The sequence below is a fragment of the Streptomyces novaecaesareae genome (assembly GCF_000716875.1).
Taxonomy (GTDB): domain Bacteria; phylum Actinomycetota; class Actinomycetes; order Streptomycetales; family Streptomycetaceae; genus Kitasatospora; species Kitasatospora novaecaesareae.
The window spans coordinates 1-21,213 of record NZ_JNWQ01000049.1 but is presented as its reverse complement, the minus strand read 5'-3'; the positions used below and the strand labels follow the sequence as shown (position 1 = coordinate 21,213).

Genomic DNA, 21,213 nt, shown 5'->3' with positions numbered 1-21,213 from the left:
TCGAGCATTCCCCCACAAACACCGATGGGTGCATGTTCCACGTGAAACAGCGCTCACGTGAAGCATGCACCCATCGGGTCGGTGCCCTCGGCCCCACTGCCCGGGTCAGCCCTGCGACAGCCGCAGACCGTCCTCGCCGGGGGCCATGCTGTCCAGGATCCGGTTGAGGTCCTCGACCGAACCGAACTCCAGCACCACCTTGCCCTTGCCCAGCTTGCCGCCGCGCTGCGACACCTCGACCTTGACCCGGGTGTCGAAGCGGTCCGACAGCCGGCTCGCCAGGTCGTTGAAGGCCGGGGAGATCAGCTTGCCCGCCTTCGGCGCCTGGCGCGCGGGCTTCTGCTCCAGCTTCATCACCTTGACGATCTCCTCGATGTTGCGCACCGTGAGACCCTCCGCGATGATCCGCTTGGCCAGCCGCTCCTGCTCATCGGCGTCCGGCACACCGAGCAGTGCCCGCGCGTGCCCGGCCATCAGCGTTCCGGCCACCAGCCGGCGCTGGACGGACGGCGTGAGCTTCATCAGCCGCAGCGTGTTGGAGACGTGCTCGCGGGAGCGGCCGATCCGCTCGGCCAGCTCCTCGTGGGTGCAGGAGAAGTCCCGCAGCAGCTGGTCGTAGGCGGCGGCCTCCTCCAGCGGGTTCAGCTCGGCCCGGTGCAGGTTCTCCAGGAGGGCGTCCAGCAGCAGCTTGTCGTCCTCGGTGGCCCGGACGATCGCCGGGATCCGCTCCAGTCCGGCCTCCCGGGAGGCGCGCCAGCGACGCTCGCCCATGATCAGCTCGAAGCTGTCCACCCCGGTCTGACGCACCACGATCGGCTGGAGCAGGCCCACCTCCTTGATGGAGTTGACCAGCTCGACCAGCTTGTCCTCGTCGAAGACCTCACGCGGCTGGCGCGGGTTGGGGGTGATCGCGTCCAGCGGCAGCTCGGCGAACCGCGCCCCGGCGACCTCGGCCGGCTCGGCCCTCCGGTCGGCCATCTCCCGCCGGCTCTCGGTACGGGCCCGATCAGCCACCGTCCCCCGGCCGGACGGCAGCACCGGCGCGGCGGCCGGCGAGACCGTTCCGGCCGTCACCACCGAGGCCGGTACGGGCGCGGCCGTGGCGGGCTGTCCCGCCGCCCCGCCGACCTCCGGCGGAGCCGACGGGAGCAGCGCCCCGAGCCCCCTGCCCAGACCAACCCTGCGACCACTCACTGATGACCCTCCGTCGTGCCGTGCTGTGCCACCGGGGCGCCGTGCCCCTGCTGGCCGTCCCGCTGCTGCCCCACCAGCGAGCCACCCTGGCCCGCCGCACGCAGCGCGAGCTCACGGGCGGCCTCCAGGTACGACAGCGCCCCGGTCGAACCCGGGTCGTAGGTGAGCACCGTCTGCCCGTAGCTGGGCGCCTCCGAGATGCGCACCGAGCGAGGGATCGCCGTGCTCAGCACCTCTTGCTGGAAGTGGGTCCGGACCTCCTCGGCGACCTGGGCGGCCAGCCTGGTCCGGGCGTCGTACATGGTGAGCAGGATGGTCGACACGTGCAGCTCGGGGTTGAGGTGCGCGCGTACCAGCTCGACGTTGCGCAGCAGCTGGCCGAGGCCCTCCAGCGCGTAGTACTCGCACTGGATCGGGATCAGCACCTCCCGGCCGGCGACCAGGGCGTTGACCGTCAGCAGGCCCAGCGAGGGCGGGCAGTCGATCAGGATGTAGTCGAGCGGCTGCTCGTAGGCCGCGATGGCGCGCTGGAGGCGACTCTCCCGGGCCACCAGCGAGACCAACTCGATCTCGGCGCCGGCCAGGTCGATGGTGGCGGGGACACAGAACAGCCCCTCGACGTCGTGCACCGGCTGCACCACGTCGGCCAGGGGCTTGCCCTCCACCAGGACGTCGTAGATGGACGGCACCTCGGCGTGGTGGTCGATGCCGAGCGCGGTGGAGGCGTTCCCCTGCGGGTCGAGGTCGACGACCAGGACGCGCAGCCCGTGCATGGCCAGCGAGGCGGCCATGTTCACGGTGGTGGTGGTCTTGCCCACCCCGCCCTTCTGGTTGGCGACCACGATCACCCGGGTGGCGGCGGGCCGGGGAAGCCCCTCCCCCGCTCGGCCGATCGCCTGAACCGCAGCCTGGGCAGCCCGTGCGATGGGCGTGTCATCGATCTGGTCGATGGTCTCCGAGTCCTGCATGGGGGTCAGTGTTTCACGTGAAACCGGAGCGGCAACAGTCGCCGCCCGGTCACGGCGGAGGATGCCCGAGAGCAAGGAGCGACGTTTCACGTGAAACACCATGCCCGCTATGCCGGAAATCTGACGTTGCGACACTCCGGTGTCCGGGGGCACCTCCCGGCCGAAGGCTGGGGGAGCCTCGCCCCGCCCGTCGCCGGGACGACGACGGGCGGACGGTTCCCCCGTTCAGGAGATCCGTCCGCCCGTGCCAGTGGCCGCCCGTGTCAGCGGCCGTCCGTGCCAGTGGCCTTCAGTGGCCGCCCGCGCCCGCCCGGCTCAGCGGCTGCGGCGCCGCCCGCCCCGACCGCGCTCGCCGCCGTTGCGGACGGTCGCGTTGCGGCCCGCCCGGGCCGCCTTGGCGCGCCGGGTCGCGGCCTTCACCCCGCCGGGGCTCTCCCCCGCCTTGACCTGGACCACCCGGGTGGAGGTCTCCAGGGTGCCCTCGCCGACCGAGATGACGCTCCACTCGACCGCGCCCAGCTTGGTCAGCCCGGCGCGCGAGTCGGCCAGCTCCTGCTCGGCGCTGTCGCCCTTGAGCGCCAGCATCTGGCCGTGCGGCCGCAGCAGCGGCATGCCCCAGCCGGCCAGCCGATCGAGCGGCGCCACCGCCCGGGCGGTCACCACGTCCACCGCGAGCTTGCCGATCATCTCCTCGGCACGGCCGCGCAGCACGGTGACGTTCTCCAGCCCCAGCTCCCGGACGACCTCCTCCAGGAAGGTGGTCCGGCGCAGCAGCGGCTCCAGCAGCGTCACCGAGACGTCCGGACGGGCCAGCGCCACCGGGATGCCGGGCAGGCCGGCGCCCGAGCCGACGTCGCACAGGGTGATGCCGCTCGGCAGCAGCTCGGCCAGCACCGCGCAGTTGAGGACGTGGCGGTCCCAGAGCCGGGGCACCTCACGCGGCCCGATCAGCCCACGCTGGACGCCCGCGGTGGCCAGCAGCTCGGTGTACCGGACCGCGGCGTCGAAACGGTCGCCGAACACCTCCCTGGCAGCGGCCGGCGCCTCGCCCGGCCCGACCGCCTCGCCCGGCACAGCCACCTCGGCGGTCCGGCCCTCGGCGGCCGGATCCACGTCCGCCCCCGGCCGGCCGCCAGCCGCGTTCTCCGTGTCCATCTCGACCTCTCCGATCCCCGGATCCACCGACCCGCTCAACGCACTGTTTCACGTGAAACGTCTCCCGCCGGGCCGCTCCCCGCGGAAGGGACGACGACCCCGCCCGCACGAGGCGGACGGGGTCGCGTCCGGTGAAGCTCTCCGGCCGCCAGCGCGACCGGTCATCGACCTGCCGGCCTCAGGCCGGCAGCACGACCACGCACCGCTGGGGCTCCTCGCCCTCGGACTCGCTGCGCAGCCCGGCCGCCGCGACCGCGTCGTGGACGACCTTGCGCTCGAACGGCGTCATCGGCTGCAGCTTGACCTGCTCGCCGGTGCTCTTCGCCTGCTCGGCGGCCTTGGCGCCGAGCGTGGCCAGCTCGGTGCGCTTGCGGGCCCGGAAGCCGGCAATGTCCAGCATGAGGCGGCTGCGCTCGCCGGTCTCCCGGTGGACAGCCAACCGGGTCAGCTCCTGCAGGGCCTCCAGCACCTCGCCGTCCTGGCCGACCAGGCGCTGCAGCGCGCGGTCGTTGCCGTCGCTGACGATGGACACCAGGGCACGGTCACCCTCGACATCCATGTCGATGTCACCGTCGAGGTCCGCGATGTCGAGCAGACCCTCCAGGTAGTCCGCCGCGATGTCGCCCTCCTGCTCCAGGCGGGCGATGACGTTCTCGTCGGCGCTGGCGGCGGCCTCGGCCTCGACGGCGGAGGTGGTGCCTTCCGTCACTGATGGACTCCTTCGGAGATGGGCCCGTCTGGCGGGCCGGGAACGAAGCTCTTCGCGGCTGTCACAACAGGCCCGGGGCCGGTCAGGACTTCTTCTTCGGCCGTTGGCCGCCACCACGCTTCGGCTGCTGCCGGGTGCCCTGCTTGGTGCCGGTGGGCTTCGCCGCGGCCTGCTTGGCGGCCGCCGGCTTGGTGCCCGAGTCGGTCGGGGCGGCGTCCTCGGGTTCCTCGGCCGGAGCGTCCTTGCTCAGCTCGGCGGTCGGCTGACCGGCGACGCCGTGCTGGCGCTGCGACTTGCTCTGCCGGCGGGGCTGCTGGCGGCGCGCCTGCACCGACTCCTCGATCGCGGCCGACGCGGCGGACGCGGCGCTGAGGGCGTCCTTGGACGGGGGCAGCATGCCCCAGAGCGCACCCTTGATCTCCGTGCCGTCCGGACGCAGCCGGCCGGCCTTCTTGAGCCGCTCCTGGCGCTCCTGGAAGGCCTTGCTGCCCGGGGTCGGGTTGTTGTGGATGACGATCAGCTGCTGGCCCATCGACCAGACGTTGGTGGTCAGCCAGTAGACGAGGACACCGACCGGGAAGTTGATGCCCATCACGGCGAACATCACCGGGAAGACGTACATCAGCATCTTCTGCTGCTGCATGAACGGCGTCTTCACCGTGAGGTCGACGTTCTTGGTCATCAGCTGGCGCTGCGTGACGAACTGCGACAGCGACATCATGATGATCATCACCGCGGTGACGATCTTGACGCTGGTCTCGCTGCTGCCGAGGAAGGTCGCGGAGAGCGGGGCACCGAAGATGTGCGCCTTGCCGGCGCTCACCAGCAGGCCGCCGTGGATGACGCCGATGTCCTGGCCCTTGGCGACCTTGGCGAGCACGCCGTAGAGGGCGGTGAAGAACGGCGCCTGCACGAGGATGGGAAGGCAGCTGGAGAACGGGTTGGTACCCGCCTCCTTGTACAGCTTCATCATCTCTTCGGACTGGCGCTGCCGGTCGTTCTTGTAGCGCTCCTGGATGGCCTTCATCTTCGGCTGGATCGCCTGCATGGCCCGGGTCGCCTTGATCTGCTTCACGAACAGCGGGATCAGGCAGATCCGGATGACGACCACCATGGAGGCGATGGCCAGGCCCCAGGCCCAGCCACCGTCCGGGTCGAAGACGTGGCTGTACAGCGAGTGGAACTGGACGATGATCCAGGACACCGCTGTGTAGAGGGGACTCAGAAAACCGAAGGTCACCGGTCAGACTCCTTGGGCATCGGGCTTCGCCACCGGCTCCGGCTCGGCGGTCCCGCTCTTGGGGCTCAGCAGATCACGCAGCCGGCGGTGCCACACCGGGTGCTTGCGGGGCGGTACGTGGTCCACCCCGCCAGGCGACCAGGGGTTGCACCGGAGGATGCGCCAAGCGGTCAGTCCGCCGCCCTTCACCGCCCCGTGCACCTTCACGGCCTCGTAGCCGTAGTGCGAGCAGGAGGGGTAGTAACGGCACACCGGACCGAGCAGTGGGCTGATGGTCCACTGGTAGACCCTGATCAGACCCATCAGCAGGTACTTCATCGCCCTGCTCCCGTCGGCGCCGTGGCGGCGGGCTCGGCCTTCAGCAGCCGCTTCAGCGCCGCGTCCAGGTCACGTTCCAGGTCCTGGTACGAGGCGGACGCGGCCTGGGGCAGCGCACGCACCACTATCAGGCTACCGGCGGGCAGCCTGGACAGACGATCACGGACGAGATGGCGCAGCCGGCGCTTCACGAGGTTCCGGACCACCGCCGGGCCGACGGCCTTGCTCACGACGAAACCCGCACGCGCCGAAGGAGTCCCCTCGGCGACGTGCGGGCGGGAGTCGCTGGTCCGGTCGGTCTGCCCCTGGAGGTCACCATCTCTGCTGAGATGGACGACCAACAGGGGCCGGCCTGCCCGACGACCGCGTTTCACCGCGGTCGCGAAGTCCTGGCGCCGCCGCAGCCGATTCTCGGAGGGCAGCACAACAGACTCTGGCGCGGATCAGGCGGACAGGCTGGCGCGGCCCTTGCCACGGCGGGCAGCCAGGATGGCGCGGCCGGCGCGGGTACGCATACGCAGCCGGAAGCCGTGGGTCTTCGCGCGACGACGGTTGTTCGGCTGGAAGGTGCGCTTGCTCACTCGGGGGCTCCTGAGGTGAATCGTAGGATGACGGGGGGTCGCTTGGCCGTCACCGTGCGTCCGCGTGATCTCCCCTGATTCGGAAATCCGGCCCATCGCCCCAGTTCGGCTGGGGTCTGAGGCAATCCACGGCGCCCGTGCTGCGCGCCTTATGGAGCGGGTGGACCCGCGGACATGCGGCAGCGGCCATCGACAACTCGACCTGGTTACGGTACGCGGGACGGGGCACGAGGGTCAAACCAGCCCTCCGGGCCCGGTTTACCCACAGCCTGTGGACAACGACTTGATCCCGCCCTGTTCGCTGACTACCGTTGCAGAACTTGTCTGGTTTGTTCTTGGAAAGCGTGCACCAGTGGCTGATGTCAACAGCGACCTCGTCCCGGTCTGGGCCAGGGTCGTCGAGCGGCTGGTCAACGACCCCGATGTCGGGGAGATGGACAAACAGTGGGTGCAGCGCACCCAGCCGATGTGGATGATGCACGACACCGCCCTGCTGGCGACCCCGAACGAGCGGGCCAAGCAGGTGCTGGAGGGCCGGCTGCTGCCGCAGCTGACCGAGGCGCTCAGCCGTGAGCTCAGCCGCCCGGTCCGGATCGCCGTGATGGTCGACGCCAACGCCGTGCCGACCACCCCCGCCTCCCAGGCCCCCGCCGAGCCGTACCCCGGCCCGGCCGAGGACGCCGGCGGCTACGGCGGCCAGGACTACCAGCGGTCGTACGAGCAGGACCAGCCGTACGAGCAGAACCAGCCCTACGGCCAGGACCAGCCGTACGGGCAGCAGGACTACGAGCGCCCCCGTTACGACACCGGCGGCTACGAGCAGCGCCAGGCGCCCTACGGCGGGCCGGCCACCGGTCCGCAGGGCTGGCAGGGCTACCAGGAGCAGCCCGCGGGCTACCACGAGTCCGAGGAGCCCGCGCCCCGCCCGGCGCCGCGTCCCCTCCCCGGCCCGCCCGCGACCACCCAGGGCGACCTGTTCGGCGGCGCCTACGGCCCCGGCCCGAACGAGCAGCCCCGGGCCGGCGTCGGCCGCCGCTCCGCCGGCTCGCGGCCCTCGGGCGGCCGTCCGCCGGAGAAGGCCGCCCCGGAGCGGGTCGGCGACCGTCCCGCCGTCCCCGGGGTGCCCGCCCCGCCCGGCGCTCCCCCGGCCGGCGGCTCGCGCAAGGACGAGCCGGCCGCCCGGCTGAACCCCAAGTACCTCTTCGACACCTTCGTCATCGGCGCCAGCAACCGCTTCGCGCACGCGGCGGCGGTGGCGGTCGCCGAGGCCCCGGCCAAGGCGTACAACCCGCTCTTCATCTACGGCGAGTCCGGGCTGGGCAAGACCCACCTGCTGCACGCCATCGGGCACTACTCGCGCAGCCTCTTCCCGGGCACCCGGGTGCGCTACGTGTCCTCGGAGGAGTTCACCAACGAGTTCATCAACTCGATCCGGGACGGCAAGGCGGACACCTTCCGCCGCCGCTACCGGGACATGGACATCCTGCTCGTGGACGACGTGCAGTTCCTGGCGAGCAAGGAGTCCACGCAGGAGGAGTTCTTCCACACCTTCAACACCCTGCACAACGCGAACAAGCAGATCGTCCTCTCGTCGGACCGGCCGCCCAAGCTGCTGACCACGCTGGAGGACCGGCTGCGCAACCGCTTCGAGTGGGGTCTGATCACCGACGTCACCCCGCCGGAGCTGGAGACCCGGATCGCGATCCTGCGCAAGAAGGCGATCCAGGAGCAACTCAACGCCCCCGCCGACGTGTTGGAGTTCATCGCGTCCCGGATCACCCGCAACATCCGGGAGTTGGAGGGCGCCCTGATCCGGGTCACCGCCTTCGCCAACCTCAACCGGGCGCCGGTGGACTTGGAGTTGGCCGGCATCGTCCTCAAGGACCTGATCCCGGGCGGGGACGAGGACGCCGGCCCGGAGATCACCGCGCAGGTCATCATGCAGCAGACCGCCGCGTACTTCGGCCTGGGTGTGGACGACCTCTGCGGATCCTCGCGCAGCCGGGTGCTGGTGACGGCCCGCCAGATCGCGATGTACCTGTGCCGGGAGCTCACCGACCTCTCGCTGCCGAAGATCGGCGCGCAGTTCGGCGGCCGCGACCACACCACGGTCATGCACGCCGACCGCAAGATCCGCTCGCTGATGGCCGAGCGTCGCTCGATCTACAACCAGGTCACCGAACTCACCAACCGCATCAAGAGCTAGCCACCGCCGCGGAGCGCGGCCCGGAGGGCGTCAGGAGCGATCCTGACGCCCTTTTCGGCATGTCCACAGGTGTGCGTCGCGCGCCGGCTGGGCAGGGATGCGTCGACGGACGTTCCGCCAGTCCACAGCCCGCGCCGAACAACTGACCGGTGATTCGAAAACCGGGGGCGCGCACGGCAGTTGTCCACAGGACGGGCGCCTTCCCCACAGTCCACAGGCCGGGGAGTCCGGAGTTATCCAGAATTCGTCCACAGGCCGGTCGCCGCTACGCTCTTCCGCGCAGGTCAGGTGCCTGTGGACTTGTGCACAACGGTTATCCACAGGTTGTGGACAATTGACGGCCCGCCAGTGGGCCGTCCGGGTTATCCACCGGTTGTCCCCAGGCAGGGGGCGGTTATCCCCAGGTTGTCCACAGTGGTGTCCACAGTTCGACAACCGTGGGCTATCGTTCATGCCCTGGTGTGAAAGCCGTCACGTAAAGTTGACCGGCCCCCGTGGATAACCCACCCCGGATCTGGGGACAGGGCTGGGGATAACCTGTGGATACCCAGCGTGGCCTGTGGGTAACGCTCGGCTGTCCACAGCGCGGCCTGTCCGTCCACAGCCGCCGTCCACAGTCACTGTGGACAAAATTCGGGCTCTGACCTGCGGAAACGGGGTTATCCACGGTTTCCACAGGCCCTACTACTACCACTACACATTTAGACCGAGGACTTGCTTTCAAAGCAGGTGGGCGCCGAATCTGTGGACAACCGGGCCCCGACATCTGTTCGGGTTGCTTCCGCCCGTCTGCCCCGTCTGTCGGCGGAGTACGTCAGACTGTCCCTTGCGACTGGAAGCGGAGTGGCAGAGCTCGGCGGACAGCCGAACCGACGATCAAGATCAGACGAACCAGAGTGCGAGCGGGAGCGCTCGATCCAGGAGGCGGTTACCGGTGAAGTTCCGGGTGGAGCGTGACGTCCTCGCGGAGGCGGTGGCCTGGGCTGCCCGCAGCCTCCCGGCACGGCCGCCGGTGCCGGTGCTGGCCGGCCTGCTGCTGACGGCGCAGGAGGGCAGCCTGGCGCTGTCCGGCTTCGACTACGAGGTCTCGGCCCGGGTCGAGCTGGAGGCGGACGTCGAGGAGGCCGGCACCGTCCTGGTCTCCGGCCGGCTGCTGAACGACATCTCCCGCAACCTCCCCAACAGGCCTGTGGAGATCTCCACCGACGGCCAGCGGGTCAGCGTGGTCTGCGGCAGCTCCCGCTTCACGCTCCCCACCCTCCCCGTGGACGAGTACCCGGCCCTGCCCCAGATGCCGACCGCCACCGGCACCGTCCCCGGCGACGTCTTCGCCTCCGCCGTCAGCCAGGCCGCGGTCGCCGCCGGCCGGGACGACACCCTCCCGGTGCTCACCGGCGTCCGGGTCGAGATCGAGGGCGACCGGATCACCCTGGCCGCCACCGACCGCTACCGCTTCGCCGTCCGCGAGCTGCTGTGGAAGCCCGAGCAGTCGGACATCTCCGCCGTCGCCCTGGTCCCGGCCAAGACCCTGCAGGACATCGCCAAGTCCCTGGGCAGCGGCGACAACGTCTCCATCGCGCTCTCCTCGGGCGGCGCGGGCGAGGGCCTGATCGGCTTCGAGGGCGCCGGCCGCCGGACCACCACCCGGCTGCTGGAGGGCGAGTTCCCCAAGTTCCGCAGCCTGTTCCCGACGGAGTTCAACGCCATCGCGGCGATCCAGACCCAGCCCTTCCTGGAGGCGCTCAAGCGCGTCTCGCTGGTCGCCGAGCGCAACACCCCGGTCCGGCTGAACTTCGAGGAGGGCGTGCTGACGCTGGAGGCCGGCTCCGGCGACGACGCCCAGGCCACCGAGCGGATCGACGCCTCCCTGGAGGGCGACGCCATCTCGATCGCCTTCAACCCGGGCTACCTGGAGGAGGGCCTCAAGGCCATCGACTCCGCCTACGCCCAGCTGAGCTTCACCACCCCGACCAAGCCCGCGCTGCTCAGCGGCAAGGCCGCGGTGGACGCCGAGGCGGACGAGGCCTACCAGTACCTGATCATGCCGGTGCGCCTCTCCGGCTGAGCCGCCCCCGCGTGAGACGTCCACAGGCTGTGCACACCCGCTGTGCACAGCCTGTGGACGTCTCCCCCGGTCGGCCCGACCGCAGGCGGGCCTCGGCGGTTCAGCGCGTAGGCTCGGGGAGTGCGGCAACGGCGCCGCCGGCAGGCACGTCACCACAGGTAAGGACTTGGTCATGGAGCTCGGCCTCATCGGTCTCGGCAAGATGGGCGGCAACATGCGCGAGCGGATCCGCCGCGCCGGCCACACCGTCATCGGCTACGACCGCAACCCGGACATCTCCGATGTCGAGAGCCTGCAGGAACTCGTCACCAAGCTGGAGGGCCCGCGCGTGGTCTGGGTGATGGTCCCGGCCGGCGCCGCCACCCAGGCGACCGTCGACGAGCTCGCCGAGCTGCTCTCCCCCGGCGACGTGGTCGTCGACGGCGGCAACTCCCGCTGGACCGACGACATCAAGCACGCCGAGGCGCTGGCCGCCAAGGGCATCGGCTTCGTGGACTGCGGCGTCTCCGGTGGCGTCTGGGGCCTGGAGAACGGCTACGCCCTGATGTACGGCGGCGACGCCGAGCACGTCGCCCTCGCCAAGCCGATCTTCGACGCGCTCAAGCCCGAGGGCGAGTTCGGCGACGTGCACGCGGGCAGCGTCGGCGCCGGCCACTTCGCCAAGATGGTCCACAACGGCATCGAGTACGCGATGATGCAGGCCTTCGCCGAGGGCTGGGAGCTGCTGGAGGCCGCCCCCGAGGTCACCGACGTGCGCGAGGTCTTCCGCAGCTGGCAGGAGGGCACCGTGATCCGCTCCTGGCTGCTGGACCTCGCCGTCCGTGCCCTGGACGAGGACGAGCACCTGGCCAAGCTGCGCGGCTGGGCCGCCGACTCCGGCGAGGGCCGCTGGACCGTCGAGGCCGCGATCGACCACGCCGTGCCGCTGCCGGCGATCACCGCCTCGCTGTTCGCCCGGTTCGCCTCCCGCCAGGACGACTCGCCGCAGATGAAGATGATCGCCGCGCTGCGCAACCAGTTCGGCGGCCACGCGGTCGAGTCGAAGTAGTCCCCACCGGGGCCGAGCCCCACCCGGGGCGCGGCCCCGGTTCGTCCACAGAAGGCGGGCACAGTCCACAGCCATGCATGTTGCGCATCTGTCGCTCGCCGACTTCCGGTCGTACGCCCGGGCCGAGGTTCCCCTCGACCCGGGCGTGACGGCCTTCGTCGGGCCCAACGGCCAGGGCAAGACCAACCTGGTCGAGGCGATCGGCTACGTCGCCACCCTGGGCAGCCACCGGGTCGCCACCGACGCCCCGCTGATCCGGCTGGGCGCCGAGCGGGCGGTGATCCGCACCTCGGTGGTGGACCGCGGCCGCTCCACCCTGGTCGAGCTGGAGCTCACCCCGGGCAAGGCCAACCGGGCCCGGATCAACCGCTCCGACAACGTCCGCCCGCGCGATGTGCTGGGCCTGCTGCGCACCGTGCTGTTCGCCCCCGAGGACCTCAGCCTGGTCAAGGGCGACCCCGGCGAGCGGCGGCGCTTCCTGGACGAGCTGCTGACCGCCCGCGCGCCCCGGCTGGCCGGCGTGCGGCAGGACTACGAGCGGGTGCTCAAGCAGCGCAACGCCCTGCTGAAGACCGCCGCGATGGCCCGCCGGGCCGGCGGCGGCAAGGGCGCCGACCTGTCCACGCTGGAGGTCTGGGACGGCCATCTGGCTCGTTCCGGGGCCGAGTTGACGGCCTTCCGGATCCAGCTGGTGGCCGCCCTGCAGCCGCTGGTGACGGCCGCGTACGGGCAGCTGGCCCCCGGTGGCGGGGAGACGGCGCTGGAGTACCGCAGCTCCTTCGAGGGCGAGCTGCCGACCAGCCGTGAGCAGGCCGAGGAGCAGCTCCTGGGGGCGCTGCAGGCGGTCCGCAAGCAGGAGGTCGACCGCGGGGTCACCCTGGTCGGCCCGCACCGCGACGAGCTGGTGCTCAAGCTCGGCCCGCTGCCCGCCAAGGGCTACGCCAGCCACGGTGAGTCCTGGTCGTTCGCGCTCGCGCTGCGGCTGGCCTCGTACGAGCTGCTGCGCGCCGACGGCGGCGAGCCGGTGCTGATCCTGGACGACGTGTTCGCCGAGCTGGACGCCGCCCGCCGGGACCGGCTGGCCGAACTGGTGGCCGACGGCGAGCAGGTGCTGGTGACCGCGGCGGTCGCCGAGGACGTGCCGAAGGCGCTGGCCGGGGCCCGGTTCTCGGTCTGCGACGGCGCCGTCCGCCGGGTCGACGCCTGACCGCGCACCCGCCCCGCGACCACCACCCCGGGCCGTGGCGCCCGAGCGCTCCCGTAGGCTGGACGGCTCGGCGGGCGCGCGACCGCGACCGTTGTCCACAGGCTGGGGAAAGGAGTTCGCCGTGAGCGAGCCGACGGAACGCTCCCCCGAGCCCGGCGCCCCCGAGCCGACCGGCGCCGACCTCGCCCGCTCCGCACTGCGGGCCGCCCGCGCCCAGGCCCGCCAGCGCGGCGAGCAGGTCCGGGAGAAGCGCGAGGCGAAGCGGCACGGCCTGCGCAGCGGTGCCCGCTCGGACGGCCGCGACCCGGTCCCGCTGGGCACGGCGCTGAACCGGCTGCTGACCGAACGCGGCTGGGAGTCCTCGGCCGCCGTCGGCGGGGTGATGGGCCGCTGGCCGCAGATCGTCGGCCCGGACATCGCCGCGCACTGCCACCCCTCCTCCTACGACGAGGCCGCCGCGGTGCTCACCGTGCAGTGCGACTCCACCGCCTGGGCCACTCAACTCCGCTGGCTGGCACGCCAGTTGGTGGCACGTCTGAACCACGAGCTGGGCCACGGGACGGTCAAGACCATCAAGGTGCTGGGCCCGGCGGCGCCCGCCCGCGGCTACGGCCGGCTGCGTGCGCCGGGGAGCAAGGGGCCGGGCGACACCTGGGGGTGACGGGCGTCGGCCCGGTGCGGATCGGATGGCGATCTTCCGGAACCCCTGGCAGCCCTCCCAGGCGCTCCGGGGCCCCCGGTCGAGTATCGGGACATGTGCAGAGGGGATTCAGGGCGGCATATCTGCCTTCAAGGGCTGCCAAACGCCCATCTCTGTCAGTCGTACCGGTAGACTGAAAGCCAAACACTGTTGCTAGTGGCAACCGAGTCGAAACGCCGTGGTCGCACGCTCGCCCGCACGGGGCGGGAATGCGGCCCGTGCTGTGCCAGAGAGGGCGCTTCGTGGCCGATTCCGGCAACCCCAGCCAGACCCCAGACCAGTCCGACCAGGCTTCCTACAACGCCAGCAACATCCAGGTGCTGGAGGGCCTCGACGCCGTCCGCAAGCGTCCCGGCATGTACATCGGCTCGACCGGTGAGCGTGGCCTGCACCACCTGGTGCAGGAGGTCGTGGACAACTCCGTCGACGAGGCCATGGCCGGGCACGCCGACACCATCGACGTCACGATCCTGCCGGACGGCGGCGTGCGGGTGGTCGACAACGGACGTGGCATCCCGGTCGGCATCGTCCCCGGGCAGGAGAAGCCGGCCGTCGAGGTCGTGCTCACCGTGCTGCACGCGGGCGGCAAGTTCGGCGGCGGCGGGTACGCGGTCTCCGGCGGTCTGCACGGCGTCGGCGTCTCGGTGGTGAACGCGCTCTCCACCAGGCTCGCGGTGGAGATCCACACCGACGGCCACCGCTGGACGCAGGACTACAAGATGGGCGCGCCGACCGCGTCGCTGGCCAAGAACGAGGCCACCGACCGGACCGGCACCAGCGTCACCTTCTGGGCCGACCCGGACATCTTCGAGACCACGGTCTACTCCTTCGAGACGCTCTCCCGGCGCTTCCAGGAGATGGCCTTCCTCAACAAGGGCCTGTCGATCTCGCTGACCGACGAGCGCCCCGAGCACGTGGACGAGGACGGCAAGCCGCTCACCGTCGCGTACAAGTACGACGGCGGCATCGCCGACTTCGTCGCCCACCTCAACTCCCGCAAGGGCGAGGTGATCCACCCCTCGGTCATCGACTTCGAGGCGGAGGACAAGGACAAGGCGATCTCGGTGGAGGTCGCGATGCAGTGGAACTCCTCCTACACCGAGGGGGTCTACAGCTTCGCCAACACCATCCACACCCACGGCGGCGGCACCCACGAGGAGGGCTTCCGCGCGGCGCTGACCGGCCTGGTCAACCGCTACGCGCGGGACAAGAAGCTGCTCCGCGAGAAGGACGACAACCTCTCCGGCGAGGACATCCGCGAGGGCCTGACCGCGATCATCTCGGTCAAGCTCGGCGAGCCGCAGTTCGAGGGCCAGACCAAGGACAAGCTCGGCAACACCGAGGCCAAGACCTTCGTCCAGAAGGTCGTCCACGAGCAGCTCAACGACTGGCTGGACCGCAACCCCAACGAGGCCGCGGACATCATCCGCAAGTCCATCCAGGCCGCCACCGCGCGCGTCGCCGCCCGCAAGGCCCGCGACCTGACCCGCCGCAAGGGCCTGCTGGAGTCCGCCTCGCTGCCGGGCAAGCTCTCGGACTGCCAGTCCAAGGACCCGTCCGAGTGCGAGATCTTCATCGTCGAGGGTGACTCCGCCGGCGGCTCGGCCAAGCAGGGCCGCGACCCGCGCACCCAGGCCATCCTGCCGATCCGCGGCAAGATCCTGAACGTCGAGAAGGCCCGGATCGACAAGGTGCTGCAGAACACCGAGGTCCAGGCGCTGATCTCGGCCTTCGGCTGCGGCATCCAGGAGGACTACGACGAGTCCAAGCTCCGGTACCACAAGATCGTCCTGATGGCCGACGCCGACGTCGACGGTCAGCACATCCGCACCCTGCTGCTGACCCTGCTGTTCCGCTTCATGCGGCCGCTGGTCGAGTCCGGGTACGTCTACCTCGCCATGCCGCCGCTGTACAAGATCAAGTGGGGCAAGGACGACTTCGAGTACGCCTACTCCGACCGCGAGCGCGACGCGCTGATCGCCGCCGGGGTGGAGGCCGGACGCCGGCTGCCCAAGGACGACGCGATCCAGCGGTTCAAGGGTCTCGGCGAGATGAACGCCGAGGAGCTCCGGGTCACCACCATGGACGCCGAGCACCGCCTGCTGCTCCAGGTCACCCTGGAGGACGCCGCCCGTGCCGACGAGCTGTTCTCCGTGCTGATGGGCGAGGACGTCGAGGCGCGCCGCTCCTTCATCCAGCGCAACGCCAAGGACGTCCGCTTCCTGGACGTGTGACGCCTGCACCCCAGGCCCCGCACGTACCAGTCCGCGTGAAAGGAAACTGACCACCAGTGGTCGACGACAACCGTCCCGACGGCGAACAGCCCGAGACCCCCGAGGCCGCCGAGGCCACCGCCCAGGCGACCATGCGGATCGAGCCGGTCGAGCTCGAGACCGAGATGCAGCGCTCGTACCTCGACTACGCGATGAGCGTGATCGTCAGCCGTGCGCTGCCCGAGGTCCGCGACGGCCTCAAGCCGGTGCACCGGCGCGTGCTCTACGCGATGTACGACGGCGGGTACCGCCCCGAGAAGGGCTACTACAAGTGCGCCCGCGTCGTCGGCGACGTCATGGGCAACTACCACCCGCACGGTGACACCTCGATCTACGACACCGTGGTCCGCCTGGCCCAGCCGTGGTCGATGCGGATGCCGCTGGTGGACGGCAACGGCAACTTCGGCTCCCCGGGCAACGACCCGGCCGCGGCCATGCGCTACACCGAGTGCAAGATGATGCCGCTGGCCATGGAGATGATGCGCGACATCGACGAGGAGACCGTCGACTTCGCCGCCAACTACGACGGCCGCTCGCAGGAGCCCACCGTCCTGCCGGCCCGCATCCCCAACCTGCTGGTCAACGGTGCCACCGGCATCGCGGTCGGCATGGCCACCAACATCCCGCCGCACAACCTCCGCGAGGTCGCCTCCGGCGCGCTCTGGTACCTGGAGAACCCGGAGTCCTCCAACGAGGAGCTGCTGGATGCCCTGGTCGAGCGGATCAAGGGCCCCGACTTCCCGACCGGCGCGCTGATCGTCGGCCGCCGCGGGATCGACGACTACTACCGCACCGGCCGCGGCTCGGTCACCATGCGCGCCGTCGTCGAGGTCGAGGAGATCCAGGGCCGCCAGTGCCTGGTCATCACCGAGCTGCCGTACCAGGTCAACCCGGACAACCTCGCGCTGAAGATCGCCGACCTGGTCAAGGACGGCAAGATCGCCGGCATCGCCGACGTCCGCGACGAGTCCTCCTCGCGCACCGGCCAGCGCCTGGTGGTCGTGCTCAAGCGCGACGCGGTCGCCAAGGTCGTGCTCAACAACCTGTACAAGCACACCGAGCTGCAGACCAACTTCGGCGCCAACATGCTGGCCCTGGTCGACGGCGTGCCGCGCACCCTGTCGCTGGACGCCTTCATCCGGCACTGGGTCAACCACCAGGTCGAGGTCATCGTCCGGCGCACCCGCTTCCGGCTGCGCAAGGCCGAGGAGCGCGCCCACATCCTGCGTGCGCTGCTGCGCGCCCTGGACATGATCGACGAGGTCATCGCGCTGATCCGGGCCTCGGCGAGCGCCGACGCCGCCCGCACCGGCCTGATGGGCCTGCTCGACATCGACGAGCTCCAGGCCAACGCCATCCTGGAGATGCAGCTGCGCCGCCTGGCCGCCCTGGAGCGCCAGCGGATCATGGACGAGCACGACGAGCTGCAGCGCAAGATCGACGAGTACAACGCGATCCTGGCCTCGCCGACCCGTCAGCGGGAGATCATCTCCGAGGAGCTCACCGCGATCGTCGAGAAGTACGGCGACGAGCGGCGCTCCACCCTCATCCCCTCCGACGGCGACCTCTCCATCGAGGACCTCATCGCCGAGGAGGACATCGTCGTCACGATCACCCGTGGCGGCTACGTCAAGCGGACCCGCTCCGACCTCTACCGCTCGCAGAAGCGCGGCGGCAAGGGCGTGCGTGGCGCCCAGCTGAAGCAGGACGACATCGTCGACCACTTCTTCGTGACGACCACCCACAACTGGATCCTGTTCTTCACCAACAAGGGCCGGGTCTACCGCGCCAAGGGCTACGAGCTGCCGGACGCCGGCCGCGACGCCCGCGGGCAGCACGTGGCCAACCTGCTGGCCTTCCAGCCGGAGGAGCACATCACCCAGGTGATGGCCGTCCGCACCTACGAGGACAAGCCGTACCTGGTCCTCGCCACCCGGGCCGGCCTGGTCAAGAAGTCCGCGCTGAAGGACTACGACTCCCCGCGCTCCGGCGGCCTGATCGCGATCAACCTGCGCCAGGACGAGCACGGCCGGGACGACGAGCTGATCGGCGCCGAGCTGGTCTCCGCCGAGGACGACCTGCTGCTGGTCTCGAAGAAGGCCCAGTCGATCCGCTTCACCGCGACCGACGACGCCCTGCGGCCCACCGGCCGCGCCACCTCCGGAGTCAAGGGCATGTCCTTCCGCGAGGACGACGAGCTGTTGTCGATGAACGTCGTCCGTCCGGGGACGTACGTCTTCACCGCCACGGACGGCGGCTACGCCAAGCGCACCGGTGTGGACGAGTACCGTGTCCAGGGACGCGGCGGCTTCGGCACCAAGGCGGCGAAGATCGTCGAGGGCCGGGGTTCGCTCGTCGGCGCGCTCGTGGTCGACGAAACCGACGAGATCATGGCGATCACCCTCTCGGGCGGGGTGATCCGCACCAGGGTTTCCGAGGTTCGTGAAACCGGACGTGACACCATGGGCGTCCAACTGATCAACCTCGGAAAGCGCGACGCGGTCGTGGGCATGGCCCGCAACGCGGAGGCCGAGGACGAGGAGACGGCGGAGGACGAGGTCGCGGGCACCGAGTCCACCGAGACGGCCGAAGGGACGGAGACGGCGGTCGGCGGAGACGTCGAGGCCTGAACCGAACCGCAGACGGCTCCGCCGCGTCCACACAGTGGGGCGCGGCGGAGCCGGACGCCGACCAGTACCGGGCAATCCCGCCGGGCGCTGGATGACGAGTGACGAAGCAGGGCGGCGCCGCCGCCCTGGTGGGAAGTGCGGGAGGACCAGGTGAGTGGAGCCACGGGTGCTGCGGGAGGAACCTCCGGCGGCCGTCCGGGCGCGCAGGGCGGGGGTTCTTACGGCGTGCCGCAGCCGCCGACCGAGCACTCGGCCGCGTCCACCTCGCTGATGCCGCCGGTCGGCGGCGCGGGCCAGAGCGGCGCGACCTACGGCGGTCAGACGCCCCCGCCGCCGGGTGCCCCGGCGAGCGGCTCGGGCGGCTTCTCGCAGCCGACCACGTACGCCAAGGGGCAGCCGACCCCGGCCCGGGGCACCCGGACCTCCGGCAACACCCCGCCGGGCGGCACCCCCGTGCCCGGGGCGGCCCGCCGCCCCGCCGCCGCGCCCGCGGCCGCCCCCGCGGGCCCCGGCCTCGGCCGGACCCGCAAGGCCCGGCTGCGGGTGACCAAGGTCGACCCGTGGTCCGTGATGAAGGTCAGCTTCCTGCTGTCGCTGGCCGTCGGCATCATCCTCATCGTGGCCTCGGCGGTGCTGTGGATGACGCTGGACTCGCTCGGCGTCTTCGACTCGCTGACCAAGACCCTCAAGGACGTCACCGGCTCGGACAGCACCGGCGGCGTCAACCTGATGGACTACGTCGGCTTCGGCAAGGTCATGACCTTCAGCACGCTGATCTCCGTGGTCGACGTCGTCCTGCTGACCGCGCTGTCCACCCTCTCCGCGTTCATCTACAACGCGGCGGCCGGCTTCACCGGCGGTGTCGAGCTGACCCTGGCCGAGGAGGACTGATCCCGGCCGGATCCTGACCGCCACTCAGTTCGCCCTCCGCGGACGGAATGTACGGGCCCCACAGGCTGTTGCAGCCGGTGGGGCCCGTCGGCATTTCGGGTGACAGCCGGCAGCCCGCGGCGTGCCGCCCGGAATCGGGCCGAGCGCCGTGGGATTTGCTGGGTGCCGCCCGTTCCGCGCCTGGGAGTGCCGCAGGCCGCCCCCGGTCCGCACGACCGGGTCAGGTGAGTTCAGCAGGACGACTGGACGGAGGCGCGCGGTGGCGAAGCTCGCAGGTCAACTGGTCGAGGCCCTGGACGGGCTGCTGGGGGTTCCGGTACCGCTGCGGGTACAGGCCTGGGACGGCAGCGTCGCCGGGCCGCCGGGGGCGCCCACCGTCGTCCTGCGCAACCGCCGGGCACTGCGCCGCCTGCTCTGGCAGCCGGGCGAGCTGGGCCTCGCCCGGGCCTACGTCGCGGGGGACCTGGAGATCGCCCCCGGCACCGACCTCTACGAGGTGCTCTCGGTGGTCGGCACGTTCACCGAGCTGCCGGAGATCCGCACGCTGGACCTCGGGCCGCGCGACGCCCTCGGCGCGCCCGGCCGCCGGGCCGTCGCGGCCCTCCTGCGGGCCGGGGCGATCGGCCCCGAGCCGGCACCGCCCCTGGAGGAGGTCCGCACGGCCAGGGGGCGGCTGCACAGCCGCGGCCGGGACCGCGCGGCCATCAGCCACCACTACGACGTCGGGAACGACTTCTACGGCCTCGTGCTGGGCCCCTCGATGGTCTACTCGTGCGCCTACTGGACACCGGAGGCGAAGAGCCTGGAGGCCGCCCAGGCGGCCAAGCTCGACCTGATCTGCCGCAAGCTCGGCCTACGGCCCGGAATGCGGCTGCTGGACGTCGGCTGCGGCTGGGGATCGCTGCTGCTGCACGCGGCCGAGCACTACGGCGTCACCGCCGTCGGCGTCTCCATCTCCAGGGAGCAGGTCGCGCTGGCCCGCGCCCGGCTGGAGGAGGCCGGCCTGGCCGACCGGGTCGAGGTCCGGCTCCAGGACTACCGGGAGATCACCGACGGGCCGTTCGACGCGATCTCCAGCGTCGGGATGGCCGAGCACGTCGGCTCCGAGCAGTACCGCATCTACGCCGAGGGCCTGTACCGGCTGCTCGTGCCCGGCGGCCGGCTGCTCAACCACCAGATCGCCCGCCGCCCCGACCACCCCGGAGAACCGCACCGCACCAGCCCCTTCATCGACCGCTACGTCTTCCCGGACGGCGAGCTCTCCCCGGTCGGTTCCACCGTGGCCCGGCTGGAGGAGGCCGGCTTCGAGGTCCGTGACGTCGAGTCGCTGCGGGAGCACTACGGGCTGACCCTGCGCGAGTGGGTGGCCAACCTGGAGGCGCACTGGACGGAGGCGGTCGGGCTGGTCGGCCGCGGCCGGGCCAGGGTCTGGCGGCTGTACATGGCCGCCTCCGCGCTGGCCTTCGAGCAGAACCGGATCGGGATCAACCAGGTCCTCGCCGTCCGCAGCACCGAGCACGGCGCGGCCGGCCTGCCGCCGACCCGCGCGGAGTGGCTGCTGCGCCCCGCCACCGGCACGCCGCAGCCGGTCACCGGGGTCGGCGCCGCAGCCCCGGCCGACGCGGATTTGGGAGATCGGCCGTCGGTCCGCTAATCTTTCAGTGCGGCAAGGGCCTATAGCTCAGACGGTTAGAGCGCTTCCCTGATAAGGAAGAGGCCACAGGTTCAAGTCCTGTTAGGCCCACCACCGCGAAGGCCCCGGAGTGATCCACTCCGGGGCCTTCGACGTTTTCGCGGATCGGGCGGATTCCGGTACGCTCTCTGTTCGGCGAGGGCCTATAGCTCAGACGGTTAGAGCGCTTCCCTGATAAGGAAGAGGCCACAGGTTCAAGTCCTGTTAGGCCCACCTCCCCGAAGGCCCCGGAGTGATCTTGGGTTCAAGGGGTCGTCGCAACACCACTTGGTTTCAGGTGGTGAGTAGATCACGTAGACGCTCGGCTGGGGTATCCCAGCCGAGCGTCTTGCGTG

General features: G+C 70.9%; 17 protein-coding genes and 2 tRNA genes. 11 read left to right on the top strand and 8 right to left on the bottom strand.

From position 1 onward, the window contains the following. Positions 1–105: 105 nt before the first annotated feature. The 8 genes from OP86_RS19735 to rpmH form a co-directional block, all read right to left on the bottom strand. Positions 106–1,194 carry a ParB/RepB/Spo0J family partition protein gene (locus OP86_RS19735; RefSeq protein ID WP_030059665.1) on the bottom strand — a complete coding sequence of 363 codons (1,089 nt, stop codon included), beginning with the start codon at positions 1,192–1,194 and terminating at the stop codon, positions 106–108. Continuing rightward, complete coding sequence (locus OP86_RS19730) at positions 1,191–2,162, bottom strand: ParA family protein (RefSeq protein WP_234435057.1); 972 nt, start codon at positions 2,160–2,162, stop codon at positions 1,191–1,193. The genes OP86_RS19735 and OP86_RS19730 overlap by 4 nt, the downstream gene beginning before the upstream one ends. Positions 2,163–2,477: 315 nt before the next feature. Continuing rightward, positions 2,478–3,317 (bottom strand): 16S rRNA (guanine(527)-N(7))-methyltransferase RsmG, encoded by an 840-nt coding sequence (rsmG, locus tag OP86_RS19725; RefSeq protein WP_030059667.1) that lies wholly within the window; start codon positions 3,315–3,317, stop codon positions 2,478–2,480. 178 nt (positions 3,318–3,495) lie between these two features. Beyond that, positions 3,496–4,026, bottom strand: a complete 531-nt coding sequence (locus tag OP86_RS19720; RefSeq protein WP_030059668.1) for a Jag family protein — start codon at positions 4,024–4,026, stop codon at positions 3,496–3,498. A gap of 82 nt (positions 4,027–4,108) precedes the next feature. Beyond that, positions 4,109–5,266: a membrane protein insertase YidC gene (gene yidC, locus OP86_RS19715; RefSeq protein ID WP_030059669.1), complete on the bottom strand. Its 1,158-nt coding sequence runs from the start codon at positions 5,264–5,266 to the stop codon at positions 4,109–4,111. Positions 5,267–5,269: 3 nt separating this feature from the next. Next, complete coding sequence (gene yidD, locus OP86_RS19710; protein WP_030059670.1) at positions 5,270–5,584, bottom strand: membrane protein insertion efficiency factor YidD; 315 nt, start codon at positions 5,582–5,584, stop codon at positions 5,270–5,272. Then, positions 5,581–6,009, bottom strand: coding sequence for a ribonuclease P protein component (rnpA, locus tag OP86_RS19705; protein WP_030059671.1), 429 nt, complete (start codon positions 6,007–6,009; stop codon positions 5,581–5,583). Before rnpA ends, yidD begins: the two co-directional genes overlap by 4 nt. Positions 6,010–6,027: 18 nt before the next feature. Further along, complete coding sequence (gene rpmH, locus OP86_RS19700; protein ID WP_030059672.1) at positions 6,028–6,165, bottom strand: 50S ribosomal protein L34; 138 nt, start codon at positions 6,163–6,165, stop codon at positions 6,028–6,030. A gap of 352 nt (positions 6,166–6,517) precedes the next feature. On the opposite strand from rpmH, the gene dnaA reads away from it, so the two are divergent. The 11 genes from dnaA to OP86_RS19645 all read left to right on the top strand — a co-directional run bounded on the left by dnaA (position 6,518) and on the right by OP86_RS19645 (position 21,091). Continuing rightward, positions 6,518–8,371, top strand: a complete 1,854-nt coding sequence (gene dnaA / locus OP86_RS19695; protein ID WP_030259779.1) for a chromosomal replication initiator protein DnaA — start codon at positions 6,518–6,520, stop codon at positions 8,369–8,371. Positions 8,372–9,305: 934 nt separating this feature from the next. After that, complete coding sequence (dnaN, locus tag OP86_RS19690) at positions 9,306–10,436, top strand: DNA polymerase III subunit beta (protein ID WP_030059675.1); 1,131 nt, start codon at positions 9,306–9,308, stop codon at positions 10,434–10,436. A 172-nt stretch (positions 10,437–10,608) separates the two neighbouring features. Next, positions 10,609–11,484, top strand: coding sequence for a phosphogluconate dehydrogenase (NAD(+)-dependent, decarboxylating) (gnd, locus tag OP86_RS19685; RefSeq protein ID WP_030259777.1), 876 nt, complete (start codon positions 10,609–10,611; stop codon positions 11,482–11,484). Positions 11,485–11,557: 73 nt separating this feature from the next. Next, entirely contained in the window at positions 11,558–12,691 is a 1,134-nt protein-coding gene (gene recF, locus OP86_RS19680) for a DNA replication/repair protein RecF (RefSeq protein ID WP_030259774.1), read from the top strand. 121 nt (positions 12,692–12,812) lie between these two features. Continuing rightward, a complete protein-coding gene (locus OP86_RS19675) occupies positions 12,813–13,352 on the top strand; it encodes a DciA family protein (RefSeq protein WP_030059677.1) in 540 nt (179 codons plus the stop codon). A gap of 257 nt (positions 13,353–13,609) precedes the next feature. Continuing rightward, positions 13,610–15,625 carry a DNA topoisomerase (ATP-hydrolyzing) subunit B gene (gyrB, locus tag OP86_RS19670; protein ID WP_030059678.1) on the top strand — a complete coding sequence of 672 codons (2,016 nt, stop codon included), beginning with the start codon at positions 13,610–13,612 and terminating at the stop codon, positions 15,623–15,625. Positions 15,626–15,756: 131 nt separating this feature from the next. After that, positions 15,757–18,294, top strand: a complete 2,538-nt coding sequence (gene gyrA / locus OP86_RS19665) for a DNA gyrase subunit A (protein WP_051830301.1) — start codon at positions 15,757–15,759, stop codon at positions 18,292–18,294. A gap of 225 nt (positions 18,295–18,519) precedes the next feature. After that, on the top strand, positions 18,520–19,185 hold the full coding sequence (locus tag OP86_RS19660) for a DUF3566 domain-containing protein (protein ID WP_234435054.1): 666 nt from the start codon (positions 18,520–18,522) through the stop codon (positions 19,183–19,185). Positions 19,186–19,444: 259 nt separating this feature from the next. Beyond that, positions 19,445–20,839, top strand: coding sequence for an SAM-dependent methyltransferase (locus OP86_RS19655; RefSeq protein WP_030259770.1), 1,395 nt, complete (start codon positions 19,445–19,447; stop codon positions 20,837–20,839). Between the two features lie 16 nt (positions 20,840–20,855). After that, positions 20,856–20,932 (top strand) — tRNA-Ile (locus OP86_RS19650). An 85-nt stretch (positions 20,933–21,017) separates the two neighbouring features. Next, positions 21,018–21,091, top strand: a tRNA-Ile gene (locus OP86_RS19645). The last annotated feature ends 122 nt before the right edge of the window (positions 21,092–21,213 follow it).